This is a genomic window from Streptomyces sp. Pv4-95, assembly GCF_045782725.1.
GTDB lineage: Bacteria > Actinomycetota > Actinomycetes > Streptomycetales > Streptomycetaceae > Streptomyces.
This window is the reverse complement of record NZ_CP127172.1, coordinates 7,604,338-7,626,513: the sequence shown is the minus strand read 5'-3', so window position 1 is coordinate 7,626,513 and position 22,176 is coordinate 7,604,338. Positions and strand designations below refer to the sequence as shown.

15 protein-coding genes are annotated in these 22,176 nt (G+C 69.7%); 4 read left to right on the top strand and 11 right to left on the bottom strand.

The features are described from left to right. Window positions 1-172: 172 nt before the first annotated feature. Window positions 173-1,231, top strand: coding sequence for a PP2C family protein-serine/threonine phosphatase (locus QOM21_RS33420; RefSeq protein ID WP_407554745.1), 1,059 nt, complete (start codon window positions 173-175; stop codon window positions 1,229-1,231). Window positions 1,232-1,544: 313 nt separating this feature from the next. On the opposite strand, the gene QOM21_RS33415 is transcribed toward QOM21_RS33420, so the two are convergent. From QOM21_RS33415 to QOM21_RS33395, 5 genes are all read right to left on the bottom strand, one after another. Continuing rightward, on the bottom strand, window positions 1,545-3,422 hold the full coding sequence (locus QOM21_RS33415) for a BRCT domain-containing protein (protein ID WP_407554744.1): 1,878 nt from the start codon (window positions 3,420-3,422) through the stop codon (window positions 1,545-1,547). A gap of 462 nt (window positions 3,423-3,884) precedes the next feature. Continuing rightward, entirely contained in the window at window positions 3,885-4,544 is a 660-nt protein-coding gene (locus QOM21_RS33410) for a YceI family protein (protein ID WP_407554743.1), read from the bottom strand. A 566-nt stretch (window positions 4,545-5,110) separates the two neighbouring features. Beyond that, entirely contained in the window at window positions 5,111-6,748 is a 1,638-nt protein-coding gene (locus QOM21_RS33405) for a flavin-containing monooxygenase (protein ID WP_407554742.1), read from the bottom strand. 467 nt (window positions 6,749-7,215) lie between these two features. Further along, window positions 7,216-7,677: a DoxX family membrane protein gene (locus QOM21_RS33400; RefSeq protein ID WP_407554741.1), complete on the bottom strand. Its 462-nt coding sequence runs from the start codon at window positions 7,675-7,677 to the stop codon at window positions 7,216-7,218. A 15-nt stretch (window positions 7,678-7,692) separates the two neighbouring features. Next, on the bottom strand, window positions 7,693-8,082 hold the full coding sequence (locus QOM21_RS33395; RefSeq protein ID WP_407554740.1) for a VOC family protein: 390 nt from the start codon (window positions 8,080-8,082) through the stop codon (window positions 7,693-7,695). A gap of 113 nt (window positions 8,083-8,195) precedes the next feature. Here QOM21_RS33395 and QOM21_RS33390 point away from each other — a divergent pair, with 113 nt between their 5' ends. Then, window positions 8,196-9,263: an Lrp/AsnC family transcriptional regulator gene (locus QOM21_RS33390; protein WP_407554739.1), complete on the top strand. Its 1,068-nt coding sequence runs from the start codon at window positions 8,196-8,198 to the stop codon at window positions 9,261-9,263. Between the two features lie 563 nt (window positions 9,264-9,826). Here the strand turns inward: QOM21_RS33390 and QOM21_RS33385 are convergent. Next, window positions 9,827-10,408 carry a TetR/AcrR family transcriptional regulator gene (locus QOM21_RS33385; RefSeq protein WP_407554738.1) on the bottom strand — a complete coding sequence of 194 codons (582 nt, stop codon included), beginning with the start codon at window positions 10,406-10,408 and terminating at the stop codon, window positions 9,827-9,829. A gap of 400 nt (window positions 10,409-10,808) precedes the next feature. On the opposite strand from QOM21_RS33385, the gene QOM21_RS33380 reads away from it, so the two are divergent. Both QOM21_RS33380 and QOM21_RS33375 read left to right on the top strand, forming a co-directional pair. After that, window positions 10,809-11,810, top strand: coding sequence for an agmatine deiminase family protein (locus QOM21_RS33380; RefSeq protein ID WP_407554737.1), 1,002 nt, complete (start codon window positions 10,809-10,811; stop codon window positions 11,808-11,810). A 789-nt stretch (window positions 11,811-12,599) separates the two neighbouring features. Beyond that, complete coding sequence (locus QOM21_RS33375) at window positions 12,600-14,084, top strand: MFS transporter (protein WP_407554736.1); 1,485 nt, start codon at window positions 12,600-12,602, stop codon at window positions 14,082-14,084. A gap of 108 nt (window positions 14,085-14,192) precedes the next feature. Here the strand turns inward: QOM21_RS33375 and QOM21_RS33370 are convergent, their stop codons facing one another. The 5 genes from QOM21_RS33370 to QOM21_RS33350 all read right to left on the bottom strand — a co-directional run bounded on the left by QOM21_RS33370 (window position 14,193) and on the right by QOM21_RS33350 (window position 21,802). Next, a complete protein-coding gene (locus QOM21_RS33370) occupies window positions 14,193-15,836 on the bottom strand; it encodes a purine-cytosine permease family protein (protein ID WP_407554735.1) in 1,644 nt (547 codons plus the stop codon). A 240-nt stretch (window positions 15,837-16,076) separates the two neighbouring features. Beyond that, window positions 16,077-17,657, bottom strand: coding sequence for an MFS transporter (locus QOM21_RS33365; protein ID WP_407554734.1), 1,581 nt, complete (start codon window positions 17,655-17,657; stop codon window positions 16,077-16,079). A gap of 501 nt (window positions 17,658-18,158) precedes the next feature. Next, window positions 18,159-19,520, bottom strand: a complete 1,362-nt coding sequence (locus QOM21_RS33360) for an amidohydrolase family protein (protein ID WP_407554733.1) — start codon at window positions 19,518-19,520, stop codon at window positions 18,159-18,161. 64 nt (window positions 19,521-19,584) lie between these two features. Beyond that, window positions 19,585-20,868 (bottom strand): amidohydrolase family protein, encoded by a 1,284-nt coding sequence (locus QOM21_RS33355; protein ID WP_407554732.1) that lies wholly within the window; start codon window positions 20,866-20,868, stop codon window positions 19,585-19,587. 220 nt (window positions 20,869-21,088) lie between these two features. Then, complete coding sequence (locus tag QOM21_RS33350; RefSeq protein ID WP_407554731.1) at window positions 21,089-21,802, bottom strand: GntR family transcriptional regulator; 714 nt, start codon at window positions 21,800-21,802, stop codon at window positions 21,089-21,091. Window positions 21,803-22,176 lie beyond the last annotated feature (374 nt).

The following is a 22,176-nucleotide window of genomic DNA, read 5'->3' as shown; positions in this document are numbered from 1 at the left end:
GCCTCGTCTCCTCTCCCCCAGCAGGATGCTCCGTCCGGGCGCAGGCGGCCGACTCCACCTCACCAGAGCGACATGTCTGCTGTGCGTAGATATCCTGCGAAGTGTGATCAAGCCTGGACGGCTACGCCTCCGTCGTCGCCTCGGCCGGAGGCCACTCATTCTGCTGTCTCCGGTGATCCTGACCGTTGTCATCGCCAGCCTGGCGTACGTGACTCCCCCGGAAGTGGCCTTCAGCCGGCTCCTGCCCGCAGCACCAGCCCTCGCCGCCGCCATGTGGCCCGTGCTCCCCACCGTTCTGCTGGGGACGGTCTGCCTTCTTCTCATGATCGGCCTCAGCCTCGTGTTCCCCGGCCTGGGGACGTGGTGGACCGCCGCGGGGATCATCGCTGTCACTGTGGCGGCCGCGTACGGAAGTCATATCCGGCTCCAGCGGGAGCAGACCCTGCTCCAGGTCCGGCTGGTCGCCGACGCGGCACAGCAGGTGGTCCTGAGCCCGATGCCGCGCCGCTTCGGGGACGTCGAGATCGAGGCGCTGTATCTCGCGGCCGCGGCGGAGGCCAGTATCGGCGGCGACTTCTACGAGGTGGTCGACACGGAGTACGGGGTCCGACTCCTCATCGGCGATGTCCGGGGCAAGGGCCTACCGGCGGTAGGCACGGCCGCGGCGATGGTCAACGCCTTTCGGGAGGCAGCCTACGACGAGGCCGACCTGGTCAAGATCGCCCGTCGCCTGGAGGCCAGCAGTACCCGTTACAGCGCCGCCTTTCCCCCCGAAGCCATGATGGAGCGCTTCGCCACCGCCCTTCTCGCCGAGATCCCGCACGACGGCGGCAGGATCGGAATTCTCAACTGCGGACATCCCCCGCCGCTGCTCCTGAACCGCGGAGAAGTCCGCGCCCTGGAGCCCACCGCTCCCTCGCCGCTGCTCAACCTCGCGGAGCTGATCGGTGATCACTACAGCATCGACACCTTCGACTTCGCCCCTGGCGACCTGCTGTTCCTCTATACCGACGGTGTCGCCGAGGCCCGCGACCGCCACGGCGAGTTCTTCTCGGTGCCGGCCTGGCTGCGTCGACAGCCCCAGGGACGCCCCGGCGAACTGCTCAACGCTCTCCACCATGACCTCCTCCGCTACAGCACAGGCCCCCTCGACGACGACATCGCCGCCCTCGCCGTGAGCTTGGGCACCTCTCCGGAACCGATTGAGGGTCGGAAGGCTCACCCCGCTTAGCTTTCGCCGCACACGAAATTTGCGCGTACGCGTACTGCCTTCGGCACCCGTTCACCTGCCTCGCGTTGAGGAATGAACGGGCCGATGAGTTTCTGGGGCGCGGAAACCCTGCGCATATGAGGGTCGAAGCCACCGACGGAAACCACCGACGCGAGTGTTCGTGCTTCGCCAGGAAACAGGAAACTTCTCCATCAGTCCGCATCGGCGTCGGCCTGGGCCGTCAGCGCGGTGAACACCCGCGCCCCGGGTCCCGTCGACGGGCTCACATCTGCGGACGGCTCGCGCCCCGCCGGTTGCCGTGGAAAGGAACCGCCTAGAGGGTTTGCCAGTATTCACGCAGCCAGTTGCCGTCCGGCGCGTCCCCGAGAGCAATTCCTGCGCTCCGGGCGTCCGGTACCACTTCGGGCGCGCCCCAACGCACCGGCCAGGCCAGACGCTCGTGCACTGTCCAGGCGAGAACCTCGTCCCACGACTCCGCTCCCCGGCCGTCCGGTGCGATCACCACCCCCTCCTCGAACAGCGCGCACCATGTCTCGTCGTCCGGCGCGAAGTGATGCCTCTCGAAAAACCAGTAGTTCTCACCCAACGGCTTCGGGGCCCGCGGTTTGTGGGGAAAGGTGAAGTCGCCGAGGACCTCGCCGGATCCTGCCCGGAGGAACCGCAGGGTGGTGGGGCTGATCGCGACCAGCACATCGTCGGCGCCCCACAGCAGCACACCGGTCTCGGGCGGGACGTCCAAGGTGCGAAGCCGCTTCGGCTCCTCCCCGTCCAGTGACCACACCTCCACCCGCCCGTCGGCCGTGAGCCAGGCTCCCGCATCGCCGGACGGGGCCCAGGCCCACGAATCGGCGTAGACCATGCCCTCTTCCACCGGCGTGACGTCGAGGCGGTAGCGGAATCGGTCCTGGTCATAGATGAGGACCCCTGGCTTGGTCCTGGAGGCGTTGCCCTCCCCCACCAGGGCCGCCAGCCGCGGCACTTCGCCCTGCATCCCCCATTGCAGTGCCGAAACCCCTTGGTGCCCGACCTCCGTTCCTGTCGGCTTGCCGGTTTCCGCGTCGAGGAAGCGCAGCCCCTTGTCGTAGTGCACCAGCAACCGGTCGTCCGGGCTCCACGCGACGAGCTCGCCGACCCCGGCCAGCCAGCTCACCTGCCCCGAAGAGACATCGATGGCGAATGCCTCCGAGCGGCCCCTGCTCCCGCCCTGCGCCTGCAACCGGGTGCCGTCCTGCGACCAGCGGACCCAACCGTCGGCCTGGAGCGCGACGCCGTCGTGGGCATCCATCTCCTCGGTCCGCAGATCCTCCCGGAGCTTGTCGGCCAGCAGGAACGGGTGCGCGGGCGTGGCGTCACCGGAGGTCCAGTGCAGCTCGCCGCTGTCCATGGGGACTACGCAGCCCCCGACCTCGCACCGAGTCCTGGAACTCGCAAAGACCCGTCTGCCGTCAGGCGCCAGCGCCCAGGGCTCCGGCCGGGTCGCGTCATCCGTGACCAGACACTCGGCGAGGGTGACGGAACCGAGGAGGGGGCTGAACGGATCGAAGACGCCGATGCGGTTGGTGTTGTACGCGAGGCCGATGCGGCGGCTGTCGGCAGACCACTGGATGCTGCGCTCGTTGCCGGCCCGGCCGATGCCGCCCTCGATACCGATGGCATTGACGCAGCGTCCTGTGACCATTTCCCAGATCTGCAAGGTGCCGCCGTAGTCATTGCCCGCCAAGGTGCCGGTGGCCAGATAGTGGCCGCAGGGACTGAGGGCGTAATCGTTGATCTCCACCTCATGGCCGAATGGATGGCGAAGGAGTGTGCCCGCCCTCTCGCGGACCTCTCGGGTGGCGGCGCGGTGCTCCTCGGTGATGCCCTGCTCGCGCTCCAGCTTCAGCAGCCGTGCACGTAGGGCCACCAGATCCGAAACCGCTCCGGCCTCGGGCTCGTCAGAGCCGGCGCCGTCCTCGTCGGCGAGCAGGGCACGTAGCGCCTTGTCGTCGAATATCGGGAGGTTGCGCCTCCGTGCCTCCTGGAGCTTCCGCCCCGCGTTGTAGTGGAGGCTGTCCACGAACGCCAGCTCCGTCCGGCTGGTCACCGAGCCCGTCACCCGGGCTCCCAGCTCCTCCAGACGTCGCTGCGCGTCGTCCTGGCGCAAGCCGTCGAAGCGGCCGATGAGCACGATCGTCTTCCCTCGTACATCCATGCGACAGACCGTAGCCGTGGCCACTGACAACGGCCTTGCTGTGGCTCCCAAAGGCCATTCCAGGGCCGGCAGTTGATGTGCGGGAAAGGCCATCCGGTGTCCTCTCGCAGGGACTACGACTCCAGCGCGTACGCCGGATCTACGCCCGCGGGCATCTGCCGGCAGCGGCAAACGAAGGTCGGCCGCCGAGGCGTCGCCCACCAACAGCCCAGCCGTGCCAGCCGCAGGCGTCGCGCTCCGAGGTCCAGAAGCTCGCCCGCACCTTCGACGGCGGCGGTCACGAGGACCTCGGCCGCCCACGGTCGACAGCCCGGAACAGGGTGTTGCTTCCGTTCTCACGACATCGTGCCGTGGGCGGGGTGCACGTCAGACCCGCCGTCAGACCAGTTCCCTCCGACGACCCCAGCAACTCGCCTCCTCAAGCGTGGAGGGCGCACGGAACGCAGGGGCCTTCCGGGGCAACTACGCCAGGGGCACGGACCGGATCGCGGAGATATCGAACTGCAGCCGGACCTTCTCACTCACCATGGCGCCGCCCGCTTCCAGGCGTTGGTTGTAGACCAAGCCCCAATCGGTGCGGTCGATGGTGGTGGTGCCGTCAAAGCCGGCCCGCTCGATACCGAACGGGTCCAGGACCGAGCCGAGGTAGTCGAGTTGCAGATCGACGGGCCGGGTGATGCCGCGGATGGTCAGATCCCCCGTCATGCGGAAGCTCTCCGCGCCCTCGTGGATCGTGGAGGTGCTGCGAAAGACCATCTCCGGGAAGCGCTGCGCGTCGAAGAAGTCGGTGCCGATGAGGTGTGCGTCCCGCTGGTCCACGCCCGTGTCGACACTGGCAATACGAATGACGAGTTCGGCCCGGGACCGGGATGGCCGGGCTCCGTCGAAGTAGAGCGTGCTGTCGTAATCGGTGAAAGCGCCCCGCACCGTCGTCACCATCGCATGCCGCACGGAGAATCCGATGCGACTGTGCGGGCGGTCGATCGTCCATTGCCCGGTCAGCGCACGAAGTGCGGGGTCGAGAGCGACTCCGGTGGCATCGCCCTCCGGAAAGGGCGTGCGGGGGCCAACAGCCGGCGTCGGCTCGATCGTCGCACTCTGGCGGCGGCTGAAGATGCCCATGAGGTCGTAGCCCTCCTCGAATCGAATTTCTCCGTGCTATCACGGCATAGGCCGGGTCCACATAGCGTGATGGGCTGTCTCGTCCGGATTCCATGCCCCCGACTGCAAAAATGCACAGGATCGACACGAATACTGGTGCACTGTCAGGCAGCTCGGCGTCACGTATTGTCACCTCGGCCGCGCACCTAGCTCGTCAGAGTCCGCAGGGCGCCACCCGCAGCATCGAAACCGGGCGACGGGCGGGTCGGACCCTGAGGCCGGGTTCTGGAATGCACCGCTGCGGCCGCTGATCCTGCGCGGCTCCGGGCCGGCGATTTCCTCATTCGTTATTCGCTGATTTGCGCTTCGCGAAGCCCATCTACGAACAGTGAGGCGGGTGTTCTCGTGGCCATCGGTCGAGGGCTCCCCCAGCCTCCCAGGAACGGGGAAGCCCTCTTGCCCAGCCTTGCTCGCTTGGTATCACTTGGTGCTACGCCGACGTATCGATGATGGGCAGACGGTTTGACTGCTGCTGCCGACGCCCCAGCGCGGGCGTGGTCGCCTGGAGGGGGGACACCGCTATCCCCCTATGAGGAAGAGGCGGTGGATAAAGCGAAACCCGTGTAACCACTTCGGGCCACGGCGTCGCATTCCTCCCGGTAGCGGTCCAACCCGCCCGCGTAGGCCAGGAACATGTGGGCTTTGCCCGGCACGTTCGCTCCCCTGTACCAGGATTCCGCGGCCGGGTAGAGCGTCCGGGCCGCGATCTCCGCCACACGGACGCCCCAGTCCGCCTCGGCCCCCGAAACGGCGTCGATCTCCGTGAGGCCGTTCCTCCGAAGATGGGCGATGCAGTCGGTGATCCACTCCACCTGCTGCTCCAGGGACACCGCGATATTGGTGAGCACGGAAGGGCTGAGGGGCCCGAGGACGGTGAAGAGATTGGGGAAGCCGGCCGAGACGAGGCCCAGGTAGTTCTGCGGACCGTCCGCCCATTTGTCCCGGAGCGTCGCACCTCCCTTGCCCACGATGTCGATGGCGAGCTGGGAGCCGGTGAGTGCGTCGAAACCGGTGGCGAAGACAATCGCGTCGAAGCCGTGCTCCCAGTCCGAGGTCCGGATACCCCGGGGCGTGATCGTCTCGATCGGGGTCGTACGCAGATCCACCAGGGTGACGTGCGGCCGGTTGTAGGTGGCGTAGTAGCCGGTGTCCAGGCAGGGACGCTTGGTCGCGAAGGGGAATGTGCGTGGGAGGAGCAGTTCCGCTGTCGCCGGATCGGTGACGATCGACCGGATCTTGGACCGGACGAACTCGGCCACCGTCTCGTTGGCCTTCTCGTCGGTCAGGATGTCGGTGTAGGTGCGCAGCAGTCCGCTCAACAGGCCCGACTCCCAGGCAGCCTCGTAGGCCGCCGTGCGCTCCGCCTCGTCCGCCTCCAGGGCCGAACCGGTCGGCGGGTCGAAGACGGTGCCGCCCCGCGAGAGCCGCTGGGCCTGCCGGAACTCCGGGTATCGGGCCTTGAGTTCTGCTATCTCGGTGCCTCGAAGCGGGCGGTTGTGGGCCGGCAGCGCGTAGGCCGGGGTGCGTTGGAAGACGGTGAGGGAGGCCGCCTCCTCGGCTATGACGGGGATGGCCTGCACGCCTGAGCATCCGGTGCCGATCACGGCGACCCGCTTGCCGGCGAAGGAGACGTCTTCGCGCGGCCACCCGGCGGTGTGGAATATGGCGCCCGTGAAGCTGTCGGCCCCCGGGATCCCCGGATCCTTGGGCATCGACATACAGCCCGACGCCAGCACGATGAACCGGGCGGTGACGGTCCGTCCGGTGTCCGTGGAGATCTGCCAGACGTGGCCTGCCTCGTCGTAGACGGCGCGGGTCACCCGGGTGCGGAGCGTGACGTCCCGCCGTAAGTCGAACCGGTCGGCGACGTGGTGGATGTAGCGCAGGATCTCCGGCTGGGACGCGTAGCGCTCGCTCCACTCCCATTCCTGGTCCAGTTCCGGGGAGAAGGAGTAGGAGTACGACATGCTCTCGACGTCGCAGCGGGCCCCGGGGTATCGGTTCCAATACCAGGTGCCGCCGATGTCCTCACCGGCTTCGAAGACCAGTGTCGTCAGGCCGAGTTCACGCAGCCGGTGGAGCTGGTAAAGGCCGGAGAGCCCCGCCCCGACGACGACAACGTCGACCGGGTGGGCGGGGGAAGGTGGGACCGGGGTGTTGTCCATCGAGTTCTCCTGTCTCCTCGCACGAGACCGCGTGGCCGCTCGGCGCGCGGGTGTGCGGGGCGCGTGCGGTCGTCGTGCGGAGGCCGGGCGAGGGCGTGGGCGAGTAGGGGACGTAGGGAGGCGGCGTCGGCATCCTGCTCCGAACTTCCGATGTGCGAAGGTCCGTACCGTGTCCAACGGCCGCGGTTCCTGGCCGGTTCCCCCACGTCCGCCCTGATGGCCCGCTTCCGCCCCTGATGGCCCGCCCCACCAGGCCGGCTCGGCCCCACCTCGCCGGCACGTCGCCCCCTCCCCCGACACCCCACGCTCGCGAGTGCCCGCCCTGGCTCATGTCCCGCAGCGCCGCGGCCACTTGGTGATCGCCGTCGTTGCGTCCCCAGCGGGCACCGGCCCAGCGCCGGCCGATGTCGCCGAAGGCAATCCGACGCGACCCGACACGGGACTATCGGGGGATCCGCCCAGCCGGCTCACGATCCGCCATGGCACCGTGCCGGTCGGCCGTGCCGGACCAGGACGGTGACGGTCGCCGCCAGGAAGAGAAGCTGGGTGGCTGTTCGTGGCCCGAGCTGGTCCCACCAGGGGACGTCGGCGCCGGCCGCGTACACATTCGCGGGGAACATCCCGACCAGCAGCAGGCCCAGCACCGCGGCCGAAGCCCGGGTCGTCCTCGTCCACAACAGACCGATCGCGCAGGCGAGTTCGGCGACGCCGGTCAGGGTGACAAGCAGCCCGGGGAAGGGAAGGCCAGGCGGCACCATCGCAATGAGCTGCTCGCGCATGTCGATGAAGTGCGCGCCGCCGGTGAGGGCGAACATGGCGGCCAGTCCGCCGCGCAGGGCGACGGCCGGGCGGTGGAGCCGTGCTGCTCCGAGGGCCCCGAGGAGCAGCAGCAGGCCGGTGACGGCGGCGAGGGTGAGGAGGGGTTCCACGGGTGCCCTTCCGTCTCAGCCGGACTCGCCGGCCACCGCGGCGGCCGACCTGCCGACGGTCTCCGGGTCGATCTGCTGGATCTGGACGATGACGCCGTCCGGGTCGGTGACTCGGAGGCTGCGGCCGAAGTCCTCGTCGACGAGTTCGTAGGCGTAGCCGGTGCGTTCGAGCCGCAGGGCGACCGCCTCCAGTGGCTCGTCCGTCGTGAAGCCCAGTTCGGCGGTGCCCGGCGGGCGGCCCTTCGACACTGCCGCGTCGTGGATGCCGACGGCGCCCGCTGCGGCGGTCAGCCGGACCCAGACGGCCGCGCCCGGCTCCTGCCGCACGTCGAGCCCCAGGCCGGCGTAGAAGTTCCGCGACGCCTCTACGTCGGCCACATACCTGATGGGAAGAACGGTCAACATGGTCTACCTCGCTCCGGTGTCTTTGAGTGGTGCGGAAAGCGTCCCGCCGGGCGCCGCGATGGGCGTTGTACATTCGCCGGGAACGACGCGATCCGCAGTCCGGAGGGGGCGAGGTGACGCAATCCGTCATGCTCGACGCGTTGGACCGCCGCCTGGTCCACGCGCTTCAGTTGGACGGACGGGTGCCGTTCAGCAGGATCGCCGCCGTGCTCGGGGTGCCGGAGCGGACCGTGGCGCGCCGCTACCACCGGCTGCGGTCCGCCATGGTCGTCCGGGTCGTGGGGCTCGTCGACAGCTCGCGTATCGGCATGCTCGACTGGTTCGTCCGGGTCGACTGCGCCCCCGACGCGGTGGACGCGCTGATCGCCGTCCTCGCCCATCGGGATGACACCTCGTGGGTCGCCGTGCTCGCCGGTGGAAACCGTTTGGCCTGCATGGTCCGCACTCCAGGGACGGGTGCGGACGGTGGGCGTCCCTTCTTCGACCACCTCGCCCGTACACCAGGGGTGCGGGACCTGGAGGCGAGCTGCGTCCTGCGGCCCGTCGCCGGGGTCGGAGGCTGGGCGGGCCGGACGAGCGCCCTGGTCGAGGCCGAGGAAGCCCAGCTGCGCCGACTGGCCGCATTGGACGACGGGGACGTACGGCAGGGGGTTGTCGGCGAGCCGGAGGACGGGGGTGGGCTGGTCGAGGGCGGCGGGCCGGTCGACTGGGACGAGGCTGACCTTCGGCTGGTGGGCGAGCTGGCCAGGGACGGCCGGGCGGACGTGCGACAGCTGGCAACCACCACCGGGTGGTCGGCTTCGACAGTGCGCCGCCGCATCGCCCGGCTGCGCGCCACGGGGGTACTGCACTTCGAGGTGGACGTGGACCCCACCCACTTCGGCTCCCCCATCGAGGCGCTGCTGTGGCTGGAGGTGGCGCCTGCGGCGCTCGGCACGGTGGCGGACACGTTGTCCCACCACGCGCCGGTGGCCTTCGCCGCCGTCACCACAGGTCCGGCGTCGGTCTTCGCCATGGTCCAGTGCCGCGACACGGGCGCCCTGTACGACTACCTGGCCCGCGAACTGAGCGGTCTGCCAGGCATCGGCCGCATGGAGACCGCCCTCGTGCAGCGCCGCACCAAGCGTGCGGGCCCCCTGCTCATACCGATCCCGCCGACGGGGCGCGGACGAAGAGCCTGAAACCCCTGCGGAGCCCGAGGTGGCCGGCACTCTCCCTGAGCCCCTTCACCGCAGAGCGCGCAGCGCATTGGCCCCTGCCCCCGAGAGTCCACCCCAACGCCTCTCCCCACACCGCCGAAGTCGGCTTCCCTATACGGCACTTCGGATCACGTCGACTCGCACAGCCTGACAGCGCCTCGGAGACCTGCGGCCCCCGGCTGAGCCTCACCGGCCCCTGCGTACGGCAGTCAGGGACCCGCAGCGCGCCCGCGTCCCCACGGTCGCCGCGTTCATCCGCTCCGCCTCCAGCCCCCGGTTCGGTGCAGCAGGTCAGGTTCTGCACCGCGACGAGCCGATTGCCGGCGACAGAGTCCGGCAGGGCAGCGGGCAGCGGGCAGCGGGCAGCGGGCAGCGGGCAGCGGGCAGCGGGCAGCGGGCAGCGAAATCATCGTGGCACTGACTGAATTTTCAGTCATGCGATCGCCCAGAAACAGGCCCGTCCGCGAGAAGGCGTGATCCATAGGTCGGGAGTCTCGCACCGACAAGGGAGGCAGCGGTAGAGCGGCACCCGGAGGCGCCCGGGGCTACTTCCCCCGCAGCAGCGCCAGTTCGGCGTCGATGGCGCCGCGCACCAGGTCACGCGCATGGTCGAGCTGCACTCCGCCGCTGAGCCAGCGCATGCTGAGCCCTTCCAGCAGGGCCGTGAGGCGCTCACCGGCCGCGGCCAGGGCCGGCGCCGGGGCCATCGGCTGCACCTGACCGAGTAGGGCTGCCACCTCCTGCACCCACACCAGAGTCGCCCGGGCGAGGTCCTCGCGCAGCACTTCATCGAAGACGGCACTCGCCCTCAACTCGCCCCAGGCCGAGCTGTTCTCCCTGACCTCAGCGGTGTCCTGCAGTTCCAGGAGGAGGGTCTCTTCCAGTTCCGCGCGGGGAGTGAGCGGTTCGGCGCGGGAGTCGCGGCCCGTCGTGTAGCGCTCGGCGCGATCGTTGATGAACTCCAGCGTATGGCGCAGGATCCCGGTGCGGTCCTTGAAGTGGTAGTAGATCAGCCCCGTCGAGACACCTGCCTCGGCGGCGAGCTCTTCGACGCGCAGGCCGCGGACCCCGCGACGGGCGATCAGCCGTGCGGCCGCTTCGAGGATCTGAGTGGTGCGAGGTGCCATGGATCCGAACCCTACCGGGCCGGGAACGGCCCGGTGATCTCCGGGACCGACAACCGAGCGGCACCGCGGTCCGGCCCGGGCTCGATACTTTGACTGAATTTTCAGTTTGTGTCAGAGTCGAGATGCTGAGCGGCTCTGTCCGCTTCGCCCCCTTCACGTGCCACACCCGTCCGTGCAGCGCTCGTCGAGCGTCACGTCATGCCGACGGATAACTTGACCCCGTCACGATGGTTGGAGTTTCGCCGTGTCCGTTCCCCTCACTTCCCGCCGATCAGCGCTCCGCGCACTCGCCGGGGTCGGCGCTGTCGTCCTGGGCGCCTCGGCGTGCGACCCGGGCAGCAAAACGACGGGGGCCGCCCGCACTGCCGCTGACGAGGACACGACAGCCAAGGGGTTGCGCATGGGTGCCGAATGGGAAAGTCACGCGCGTACCTTCATGTCGTGGCCCGCCCTTGAGTCGGTGTGGGAGGAGGACCTCCCCTACGTGCGCGAGGACATCGCGCGCGTCGCCCGCGCCATCGCGGAGTACGAGTACGTCGTGATGATGGCCAGGCCCGACCAGCAGGCGGCCGCGCAGAAGGCGTGCGGGCGCGACGTCGAGGTCATCCCGCTGACCGTCGACGACCTCTGGGCCCGCGACACCGTGCCCGTCTTCGTCGAGCGGGACGGCGACGTCGTCGGCATCGACCTCAACTTCAACGGGTGGGGCAACAAGCAGCAACACACGAACGACGCCCAGGTGGGCCGCACCCTCCTGTCCAAGTACGGCATCCCCCGCGAGAAGGCTCCGCTCGTCGCCGAGGGAGGGGCCTTGGAGACCGACGGCGAGGGCACCCTCCTCATCACCGAGAGCTCGATCGTCAACAGCAATCGCAACCGTGGGAAGAGCCGGGATCAGATCGAGGCCGAGCTCAAGCGGTCCCTGGGCATCAAGAAGGTGATCTGGCTCGCCGGCGTACGCGGCGAGGACATCACCGACGCGCACGTGGACAGCCTCGTTCGCTTCACCGAGCCCGGCGTGGTGCTCCTGGACCGGGCCTTCCCCGGCACGCCCGCCGACTCCTGGTCACGCGCGGCCGACCAGGCGAAGGCCGCACTCGGCAAGGCGACCGATGCCAGGGGCCGGCCCTTCGAGGTCATCGATCTGCCCCAGCCCGACCTGAACAAAATCACCGGTGAGGGCGATGACTTCGTGTCGACCTACGCCAACTTCTACGTCGCCAACGACTCCGTGTTCATGCCCCGGTTCGGCGACCGGAAGGCCGACAGCCGCGCCCGGAGCATCCTGCAGGAGCACTTCCCCAAGCGCGACATCGTGCCGGTCCGGATCGACACCATCGCCTCCGGTGGCGGCGGCATCCACTGCTCCACCCACGATCAACCCGGTAAACCGGTCGAGTGATTCCCAGCCCGCCACCCAACGAACAGCAGCGGCCGTCGGGGACCGGCTCCGGTTCGTGAACGCCATGCCATGGACACCGGTACCGCGAGGGCTGCGCGGCTCCCGAGCGGGTGGGCTTCGAGGCGTCCGTCGGTCCGGGGGTCGTCTCCGCAGGGGGGCGATGCGGCCGCGCCCCATCGCCGTCCGGTAGGGGCCAGGCCCGCGCAGCGAGCCCGCCCGCTCAACGGCGCAGGATCCTGCCCGACCACCGGTTGGCAGCTCGGCTCCACGCAGGGCCGCCAGGCGCGACAAGGCAGCAGCCTGCAACGCCGCCGACGGCCGGCTGACGGTCATCTCGGGCGAGCAGACGGCCGGTCGGCAGGTAGGCACGCCTGCACCTCCACCGCGCCGGCCATCGATTGATCGTCTAGCTGGCCTACGCCGAAGGGCCGCAGGTCAGGCCGGTAGAGGGAAGACGGCGGTGCAGCACCTGGAGCGGTTGCGCAGCGTGGGGCTGGTCGCGGTGGTGGGGGGCAGGGCTGTCCCGCGCGACGTGGATTTCAATGGCGGTCGCCCCCGGATGGCAGAACCGCCGAGCACCTTGCCCCGGCACCGCGACAACAGCCGTGGCCAGCTGACCGCTGACCGTCTGGGAAGTGCTCGGCGTTTCGCCCGCATTCCCGGGCAGACCGTCGAGCGCAGCCCGCGTACAGGTGACCGGAATGCGGACACCCGCGCGGACGGTACGTGGACGGTGCATACGATTCCGCGGAACGTCCCTGCACCACTGCACCACACCGGAAGGCCCCTGTGAGCTCCACCTCCCCCCTGCCAGTCAGCACGCCGCAGGAGACGGCGTCCGGCACGGTGCTGATCCGTTCGGCGGCCGACGTCTCCGATCTCGTCAATTCGGGCACGGCACGCGGCCGGCACGCGAAGATGATCGTGATCATCGCGCTCGGCGGCATCTTCCTCGACGCGTACGACCTGAGCTCCCTCGCGTACGGGCTGCCCGACATCACGAAGCAGTTCGGCCTCAGCTCCGCCGCGGCCGGGCTGGTCACCGCCTCGATCAGCGTCGGTTCGCTGGTGGGTGCGCTCGTCGGCGGCTGGCTGGTGGACCGCATCGGCCGCTACCGCGTCTTCATGGCCAACATGTTCTTCTTCGTCGTCACCGCGCTGGTGTGCGCGGTGGCGCAAGACGCGTGGACGCTGATCCTCGCCCGCTTCGTGATGGGCATTGGCGTCGGCATGGACATTCCCGTTGCCATCGCGTTCCTCGCCGAGTTCTCCCGGCTGAAGGGCAAGGGAAGCAAGGGCTCGCGGACGGCCGCCTGGTCGCCCGCCTGGTACGCCGCCACCAGCGGCTGCTACCTGGTGATCATGCTGTTGTACTTCCTCCTGCCGGACGCCCAGCTGGGCTGGCTGTGGCGGTTCACCGTCGGCTTCGGCGCGGTGCCCGCGCTGATCGTGCTGCTGCTGCGCCGTCGCTACATGAACGAGTCCCCGACCTGGGCCGCCGACCAGGGCGACCTGGAGAGCGCGGCGAGGATCCTGCGGGAGTCGTACGGCGTGGACGCGCGTGTCGCCGACGGCGTGCCCGCGAAGGCGCCCCGCCCGCTCCGGCCCGGTCTGGCCTCGTACGCGCGGCTCTTCAAGCCGCCGTACCGTGCGCGCACCATCCAGTCGGTGACCGTCGGCGTGGCCGAGACCTTCGGCTACAACGCGGTCGCGTTCGGGCTGCCGATCATCATCGCCACGCTGATGACCCAGGGCCCGCTGACGACGATCGCCTCCTCTTTCACCCTGAATCTCGTCTTCGCCCTGACCGGCGGGCTGCTCGGCATCCGCTGGGCGGCGACCCGGGGCGCCTGGCCGATGATGACGCTGGGATTCGCGATCCAGCTCGTCGCCATCGCGGTGCTCGGCCTCCTCGGCGATCCTTCGGGGACGGCTGTCGTGACGGCGGGGATCATGATGCTCGGCGCCTTCATGTTCGCCCAGGGCTTCGGCCCCGGCGCGCACATCATGAGCTACGCGTCGCTGGGCTTCCCGACCTCGATGCGCGGGGTCAGCATCGGCTTCAACCAGGCCGTGCTGCGGCTCGGTTCGACGCTGACCCTGTTCTTCTTCCCCATCCTCAGCAGCACCCTCGGCACGGACCTGTACTGGGTCATTCTCCTTGCGCCCGTCCTCGGTCTGATCGCGCTGCTGGTCAAGCGCTGGGAACCCGTCGGCTTCGACGCGGACGCGGAGGAGCGGGCACGTCTCGCTGCGGAGACTTCCCGCGGCTGAAGCCGAGCCGGGGCCGCCGGCTCGGCTTCGATGTCGACCTGCGCGTCCCCGTCCCGCCCCGTCTCGCTGCGGTGTTACCGGAGCGGGCGGTGACGGGCGGGCAGCCGGCTAGTGGGCGGCGGGCAGTACATGGTCGCCGACCCGGTCGGTGCTCAGGCACAGCGAGCAGACCACCGCGTCGTGGGTCCGGCAGGCGGCGAGGTCCGGGCGCTCGAAGTCCTGCCGGCAGACGTGGCAGGTGGAGGTGGTCGCGCTGGGGTTGCCGTCCGCGTCCAGCAGCGGTTCGTCGATTCCGTCATCGGTGCGCCGCAGGTAGTAGCGGCCCTTGGTTGCCAGCGCCATCAGCGGCGTGAGGAGGAAGGCGATCAGGGCCGCCGCGACCGGCGAGTACGGCTGGAGGGTGTCGCCCAGGACACGGAAGTACATCGCGATCGACAGCCCGGAGGCGGCGACGAAGGCCACCACGCCCACGGGGTTGACCGGATGGAGCATGCCCCGGCGGAACTCGGGAGCGTGCGGGGACAGCTTCAGCAGGTACTTGTTGACGATGATGTCGGTGGCGACGGTGACGACCCAGGCGATGGCGCAGTTGGAGTAGAAGCCCAGGATGGCGTTGAGGAAGCTGAACATGTCCGCCTCCATCAGGACCAGGGCGAACGCCAGGTTGGCCAGGACGAAGACCATCCGGCCGGGGTAGCGCTTGGTGACCCGGGTGAAGGAGTTGGTCCATGCCAGCGAACCGGAGTAGGCGTTCGTCACGTTGATCTTGATCTGGCTGATCACGACCAGGACCACGGCCAGCGGTACCACCAGCCAAGAGGGCAGCATCGCGTCGAAGGCGCCGGTGAACTGCTGGATGGGCTCGGTGGCCGCGGCCGGGCCCACCTCGGCGAGGACATAGACGGCCAGGAAGAGCCCGATGGCCTGCTTCAGCGCACCCAGCACCACCCACCCGGGGCCCGCCATCACCACGGCCGTCCACCAACTGCGCTTGTTCGCCTCGGTCTTGGGCGGCATGAACCGCAGATAGTCGATCTGCTCACCGATCTGCGCGATCAGTGACAGGCAGACGCCCGCGCCCAGCAGCACCGAAGCGGTGTTGACGCCACCGCCGCCGTCGGAGCCCGCGTACGACACGAAACGGTCCACCGATCCCGGGTCGGTGGCGACCAGATAGATCAGCGGGCCCGCCATCAGCAGCAGCCAGACCGGGGTCGTCCAGACCTGGAGTTTGCTGAGCGCCTTCATCCCGTAGATGACCAGCGGGATCACCATCACGGTGGAGACCAGATAACCCAGCCACAGCGGCAACCCGAGGCCCAGCTTCAGCCCCTGCGCCATGATCGAGCCTTCGAGTGCGAAGAAGATGAAGGTGAAGCTGGCGAAGATGACGCTGGTGAGCACGGAGCCGTAGTACCCGAAGCCGGAGCCGCGGGTGATCAGGTCCAGGTCGATGTTGTACCGCGCCGCGTAGTAGGCGAGCGGGAAGCCGGTGACGAAGATGACGACGGCCGCGACGAGGATCGCGGCAAGCGCGTTCCCGGTGCCGTGGGTGAGGCCGATGCCCGCGCCTATGGAGAAGTCGGCCATGTAGGCGATGCCGCCCAGCGCGGTGGTCGCCACCACCATCGGTGTCCAACGGCGGTAACTGCGGGGCGCGAACCGGAGGGTGTAGTCCTCCAGGGTCTCCGATGCCGCCTGCCCATGAGCGGGCTCTGCCGCGACGGCCGGTTTCGCATCAGCCTGGGTCATGCCGCGCCTCCTGTGGTGCCGTGGGAACTGCGACGTGCTGCGTCGCTCACGGCCGGACGTTAGGAAGCGCGTGTTTCCGCGGCGTACTTCCCGGGTGAACCGGCTGTTTCGAATGCCCGGCCGCCGGTGGTGGGCGCCGGCTGCCGCGCGGGCGGTCGAGAGGGCGTAGGGGCGGACGACGGACGACGGACGCCCCCCAGGGGCATGACCGGGGTGGCTACGGTCCGCGTGCCGGCGAGGTCAGGACGTGTCTTCGCCCGACGCGGCCGGCGACGGTGCCGAGTCGGGCCCGCTGCCCTGGAGACGTTGCAGGTCGGACGCGCGTACCTGGATGACCAGCAGGGCGATCAGCGCCGCGACGACCGCGAACGCGGCGGCGACGAGGAAGGCACTGGAGACCCCGGAAGCCAGCACCTCGTCGCCCCAGGGAGGTGGGAGCTGGCCGGTCTGCCGGAACTGTAGTTGTTCGGCGGGCGTCGCCTGCGACAGGAAGGCCGGAATCTGGTCGGTGGCCTCGTTGCGGCTCGCCGTGCCGAAGGTCGTGACCAGGATGGACAACCCAAGCGAACCGCCCACCTGTTGGGTGGCGTTCAAAATCCCGGAAGCCGCCCCCGACTCGTGCGAGGCCACTCCCGAGACGGCCATCAGCGTCAGGGACACGAACTGGAATCCCATACCGAAGCCGAACACCAGCATCGGCCCGATCAGGCTCCCGAGATACGTACTGTGCACATCCGTCAGCGTCAGCCAGGACAGCCCGCCCGCCGCGAGCAGCGCGCCGGCCACCATGAACGGCTTGGGGCCGTACTTCGGCAGCAGTTGGGAGGCGATCCCCGCCCCCACCGCGATGACGGCGCTGATCGGAAGGAAGGCCAGACCGGCCTGCAACGGGCTGAAGCGGAGCACGTTCTGGACGAACAGGGTCAGGAAGAAGAACATGCCGAAGAGGGCGGCGGCCAGGCTGAGCATCATCCCGAAGGCGCCCGCCCGGTTACGGTCGCGGAACATCGGCAGTGGTGTGATGGGCTGCCGCGAACGGCGCTCGATGGCGAGGAACACAGCGAGCAGCACGACCGCCGCACCGAAGGCGCCGATGGTCAGCGGGTCGCTCCAGCCGTCCTCCGAGGCCCGGATGAAGCCGTAGACGAGCGCGACCATCCCTGCGGTGGAGGTGAGTGCGCCGAGGACGTCGAAATGACCGGGATGACGCTCGGACTCACGGATGAAGCGCGGCGCGGCGAGCGCGATGACCAGGCCGATCGGCACATTGACGAACAGCACCCACCGCCAGTCCAGCCATTCGACGAGCATGCCGCCGAGGAGCAGTCCGATCGCGCCACCGCCGGCCGAGACGGCGGCGAACACCCCGAAGGCCCGGTTGCGTTCCGGGCCTTCGCGGAAGGTGGTGGTGATGAGGGCGAGTGCGGTCGGGGAGGCGACGGCACCGCCGATGCCCTGCAGCGAACGTGCGGCGAGCAACTGCCAGGATTCCTGCGCCAGTCCGCCGAGCAGCGAGGCGACGACGAACAGCAGGATGCCGGCGATGAACACTCTGCGGCGGCCGAGGATGTCACCCAGCCTGCCACCGAGCAAGAGCAGCCCGCCGAAGGTGAGGGTGTAGGCATTGATCACCCACGAGAGGCTCTCGGTCGAGAAGCCGAGCGCCTCTTGGATGTTCGGTAGCGCGATATTCACGATGGTGATGTCGAGGACCACCATCAGCTGGCACGAGCAAATGACGAGGAGGGCAATCCCACTGCCTCCACCCCGCCGTTGCCCGGAGCCTGCTGTCGGTTCGGGGGTCGGCGTGTGACTCGTCATGGAGTTGCCTTTCCGCTCCGGGGAACCGGACCGGTCATTTCACCCACGTTATGCCTGGGTGCCGGGCCTCACCAGTCGATCAACGGGCGCCTCGGAGAGCACAGGCAGCGGGCGCTCGAAGGGGCGCGGCGCGGCGGTCCTGGGACGAAGCCCCGTCCGTGTGAGGAGGGCGGGAAGCCCTCCTCACACGGAAGCGCCCGGACGCCTGGCCAGTGGCCCCCGGTAGAGCCAGTGGCCCCCGGCGGAGGCGGGCCGGGGCGGCCGTGACGGGTCGGACCGGGCAGAGCCGAAGCGGCCGTCGCTGCGGTGGACCGGTGGGGCGCCGCCGCGGCCGGCCGTCCGCAGTCCTGGGCGCACGTGCCCGCCGCCGACAGCCGCACCAAAAGCCGACCCACGGTCGGTATACGGCCCGCCCGACGGTGGCGGGCCGCTGGAGCCTCGACGGTCATCGGCGAAGTCCTCGACCGGCGGCGGACAACCACCGTCGGCGGACGCCCACCGTCAGTTCTTAACCAGTTCGCCGTCCCTCGCGACCACGCGTCCACCGCGCACCACCATCTCCCGCGTGGGGAGGTCCACGACGATCTGGGGCAGGCACTCGCCACGTACGAGAAGGAAGTCGGCGGGCGAGCCGGGCTTCAGGTCGGCGCGGGGCAGGCCGAGGAGCTGGGCGCCGCCGTCGGCGCCCGCGCGGAAGGCGGCCTCCAGTTCCTCGTCCAGGCGGACGTCCTGGACCCAGGCCAGCAGGTGGGAGCGGTGCAGCATGTCGGCGTTGCCGAAGGGGCTCCATGCGTCGCGTACGCCGTCGGTGCCGAGGCTGACGTGGACCCCGTGCTCACGCAGTCGGTCGATGGGCAGGACCAGGTCGGAGGAGGGCGCCACCGTCGTCAGGGAGATGCCCGCCTCCGCCAGATCTACGGCCATGTCGTCGAGTTCACGGCCCTTCAGGCCCGGCAGGCAGAAGACATGGCTGACGGTGACCTTGCCCTGGAGCGACAGCGCGCGGGTGCGGTCGATGATCGCGCGGAGCGACTTCACACCGGTCCCGGCTCGCTCGTGGAGGTGGATGTCGACGCCCACACCGTGCCGGTCGGCGATGCCGAAGACCACGTCGAGCTGGTCGTCGAGCGCCTCATCGAATTCGATCGGGTCGATACCGCCGACCTGGTCGATGATCCCCGTGCGCGCTGCCTCCTCCAGGAGTTCCCTCGTGCCGGGCGTGCGGATGACGCCGTGCTGAGGGAACGCCACGACCTGCACGTCCAGGGCATGCCGCAGCTCCTTGCCGGCGGCCGCGATCCCTTCGACGCCCTCCAGGTCGAAGGCGGGCGCCACATCGGCGTGTGCACGCATCGCCCGCGTGCCCTGGGTGACGGCGTGCGCCATGAGGCGTTGGGCGCGGTCCTTCAGGGGTGTACGCAATGCGTGGTAGAGCTTCACGTCCTCGGCCGCGTACTCGGCGATGGTGTGCGCGGGGTTGCGCGTGACCCACGGCTCGCCCCATGACGTCTTGTCAGGGTGCACATGTGCGTTCACCAGCGTGGGCAGGGCGATCCGGCCCTTGCAGTCGACGACCTTGGCGCCCTTCGGTGCCGGGCGGTCCGTGACGACGCCGTCGACGACGGTCAGATCGACCGGGGTGCCGACGCCGTAAGGGCGGACGTTCCTGAAGACCGTGGCGTTCGGGTGGTGGCCCGCGTGCTCGGTGATCCTCGCGGCGGCGTCCGGCTTCGATCCGGAGCTCTGGGCCGCAGCGGTCTCAGGAGTGGCCGCGGCCATGGTTCCCGCGAGGGCGGCGGCTCCGGCGAGCACGCCCCGACGGGAGAGGCTGCCGGTGAGGGACTGTGACGACTCGGCGCGCATCGGTTGGCTCCTTCGGTTGGCGGGGGAAGAGAGGGGCTGACGAGGCGATCGGTGACCCGGCGGCCTACACGACGAGACCTGAACGGACCACGTGAGAGGGCTTCTTGAGGACGCCGAGGTCGGCGAGCGGATCGCGGTCCACGATGAGTACGTCGCCCGCGAAGCCCCGCTCCAGGCGCCCCACCGCCCCTTCCAGCCCCAGCAGCTTCGCCGCTCCGGTCGTCGCCGTACGGATCGCCTCCAGCGCGGAGAGCCCGGCGGAGTGCATCAACTCGACCTCGCCGCCGATGGGTTCGACCGTTCCGCCGGAGGAGTCGGTGCCCGCGGCGAGCGGGACACCCAGTTCGTGCGCGGCGCGCACCGCCCGCTTGAGGACCGGCAGGTAGCTGCGTCCGCGTTCCGCCAGAATCGGATCCGGGGAATCGACGAGTCCGGCGATCGCGGTGAGCGTGGGGGTGAAGTACGTTCCCCTGCGGCGCATTTCGTGCAGGGTGCGCTCACCGACGAACACCCCGTGTTCCAGGGAGCGGATACCCGCCGTGACCGCGTCGTGGCAGCCCTTCTCGCTGTAGCTGTGGCAGAGCACGCCCTTGCCGCCGTGCCGCGCGGCCGCGACGATCGCGGACAGCTGGTCGTGGTCGTAGACCTGGGTGAGCGGATCCTGCTCGGGCAGCCCGGCGCGCTCGTTCACCCGGGTCTTGATGACGTCGGCGCCGCGCGCGAGGTTGACGTCGACCACTCGGCGCAGGGCTTCCTTCGAGCGGACTCCGTTCCGCAACCGGGCGAGCGGGGCCAGATCCGGATCGGCGAGGATCGTGTCGCCCAGGTCCGGCGTGACGAAGATGCCCGCGGCCCGCAGCCGCGGCGCCTGCTCCGGCGCCTGTTGGGCCAACTCCCGTACGGCGATGTCCTGGTAGAAGTTGGTCGATCCGCTGCGGGCGCTCGTCGCGCCCTTGCGGACCGCGTCGCGCGCCTCGGCCGCCGTGTTGAGGTGAATGTGCGCGTCCACGAGTCCCGGCAGAATCCACTTGCCGTCGGCCCGAAGCACGGGGGCGCCGTCGGGGATCTGTGCGGCGGCGCGGGCCCTGGAACCGGCGACGCGCACGCGGCCGCCGGTGATGACGACGACCGCGTCCTCGGTGACCTCGCCGGTGGCCGGGTCGATCAGCGTGCCGCCCTCGACGACCAGGTCACCGCCGCGCCTGCTCCCGAGGCCGCGGCCGGTGGCGGCGGCACCGGGAGCGGAAGCGGTCAGCAGCGCCGACGTGCCGGCCATGGCGGCGGCGCCCGCGAGAACGCCGCGCCGGGTCAGGTGGCTCGGGGGTGGCGGGGCAGGCTCAACGCACATCGGTGGGCTCCTTGATCGCGGACGGCGAATATGGGAGCACTTTGTATACCAGGGGGAATGGGTGGCTGGGAAGACGCGGTTCCGCTCACGCACAGTACATGCTATTTGCCCTGCTAGAGGCTGCAATAACACCCTTCATCGAGGGCAGCTGAACTGGCGCCACGGAAAGCCGCGAGCCCCCATACAGGCTCCTGGTATACAAAGACGAAGAGGTCCGGGCTCAGCCGGCGCCGAAGAGGGAGCGCAGGGCCACCGAACGGCTGTCGCGTACGTGCAGCAGCGTGCTCGCGGCCGCGGACTCCTCGTCGCCCGCGGCGATGTGCCGGAACATCAACGCGTGCTGCGCCCGCATGTGCTCCGGCTCCTCACGCAGGCCGAACAGCAACTGGAGCTGCCAGGCCAATTGCTCCATCGTGCGGGCGAGCAGCGGGTTGCCGCTCAGCGTCACGATGTCCTCGTGGAACGCGGTATGGGCGGCCACCTCACTCGCCCCCTCGCCATCGGCGGCCGCCTGCTCCGCCCTGTCGAGGGAGGCCCGCAGAGCGGAGAGCAGAGACGACTCGCCCGCTCCCGCCCCTGCCACACGGCGGGCAGCGAGCCGCGAGGCCTGCACGGCCAGGGGCTCCCACACCTCGTACAGGTGCTGCACATCGACGCGCTCAAGCCGGCGTACGCGCACGCCGCTGTGCGGCAGCAGCTCCAGCAGGCCCTCGGCCACGAGTGCGCGCAACGCCTCGCGTACCGGTACGCGAGACATCCGCAGCTCCTCCGCGACCTCCCGCTCCACGAGGCGGGCGCCCTGGGGATAGCGCCGGTCGACGATCCGCTGCCGTACGGCGTCGCGCGCGCAGGCGCTGAGCGAGGTACGCCCGGCCCCGGGGGTGGTGCTCCCGCCGCCGGCCCCCTCGCCATGCTGCTTGCTGCTGCCCGCCACGTGCACCGTCCTTCGCTCAGCGTGCTCAGTGCGAGGATACGCGGCAGCAGACGGACGAAGCGGGGCACGCGGGGCGAGGGCGCGGGGCGCAGGCCCTGACCCCGGGGCTCGCTGGACGGCCCGGCCGACCACACGGTTTCCAGGTCGGCCAGATTGGCCAGTCGCAGCACGTGTCCGACAGCGAGGCGCCCCTCCCCCAGTCCCACGCGGCCGCGAGCCGGGATGGAAGGACTCCCCGGAGCCCCCGGAGCCAGATAGGCCCGTCCCTGCTGGGCACACTCGCAAGCGGAGAGCCGGAGAAGACAACGGATCCCCCACCGGCCACTGCTCACCGCCCGCCGCGAGGCGAGAAGGCCCCGCCAGAGCAATCGGAC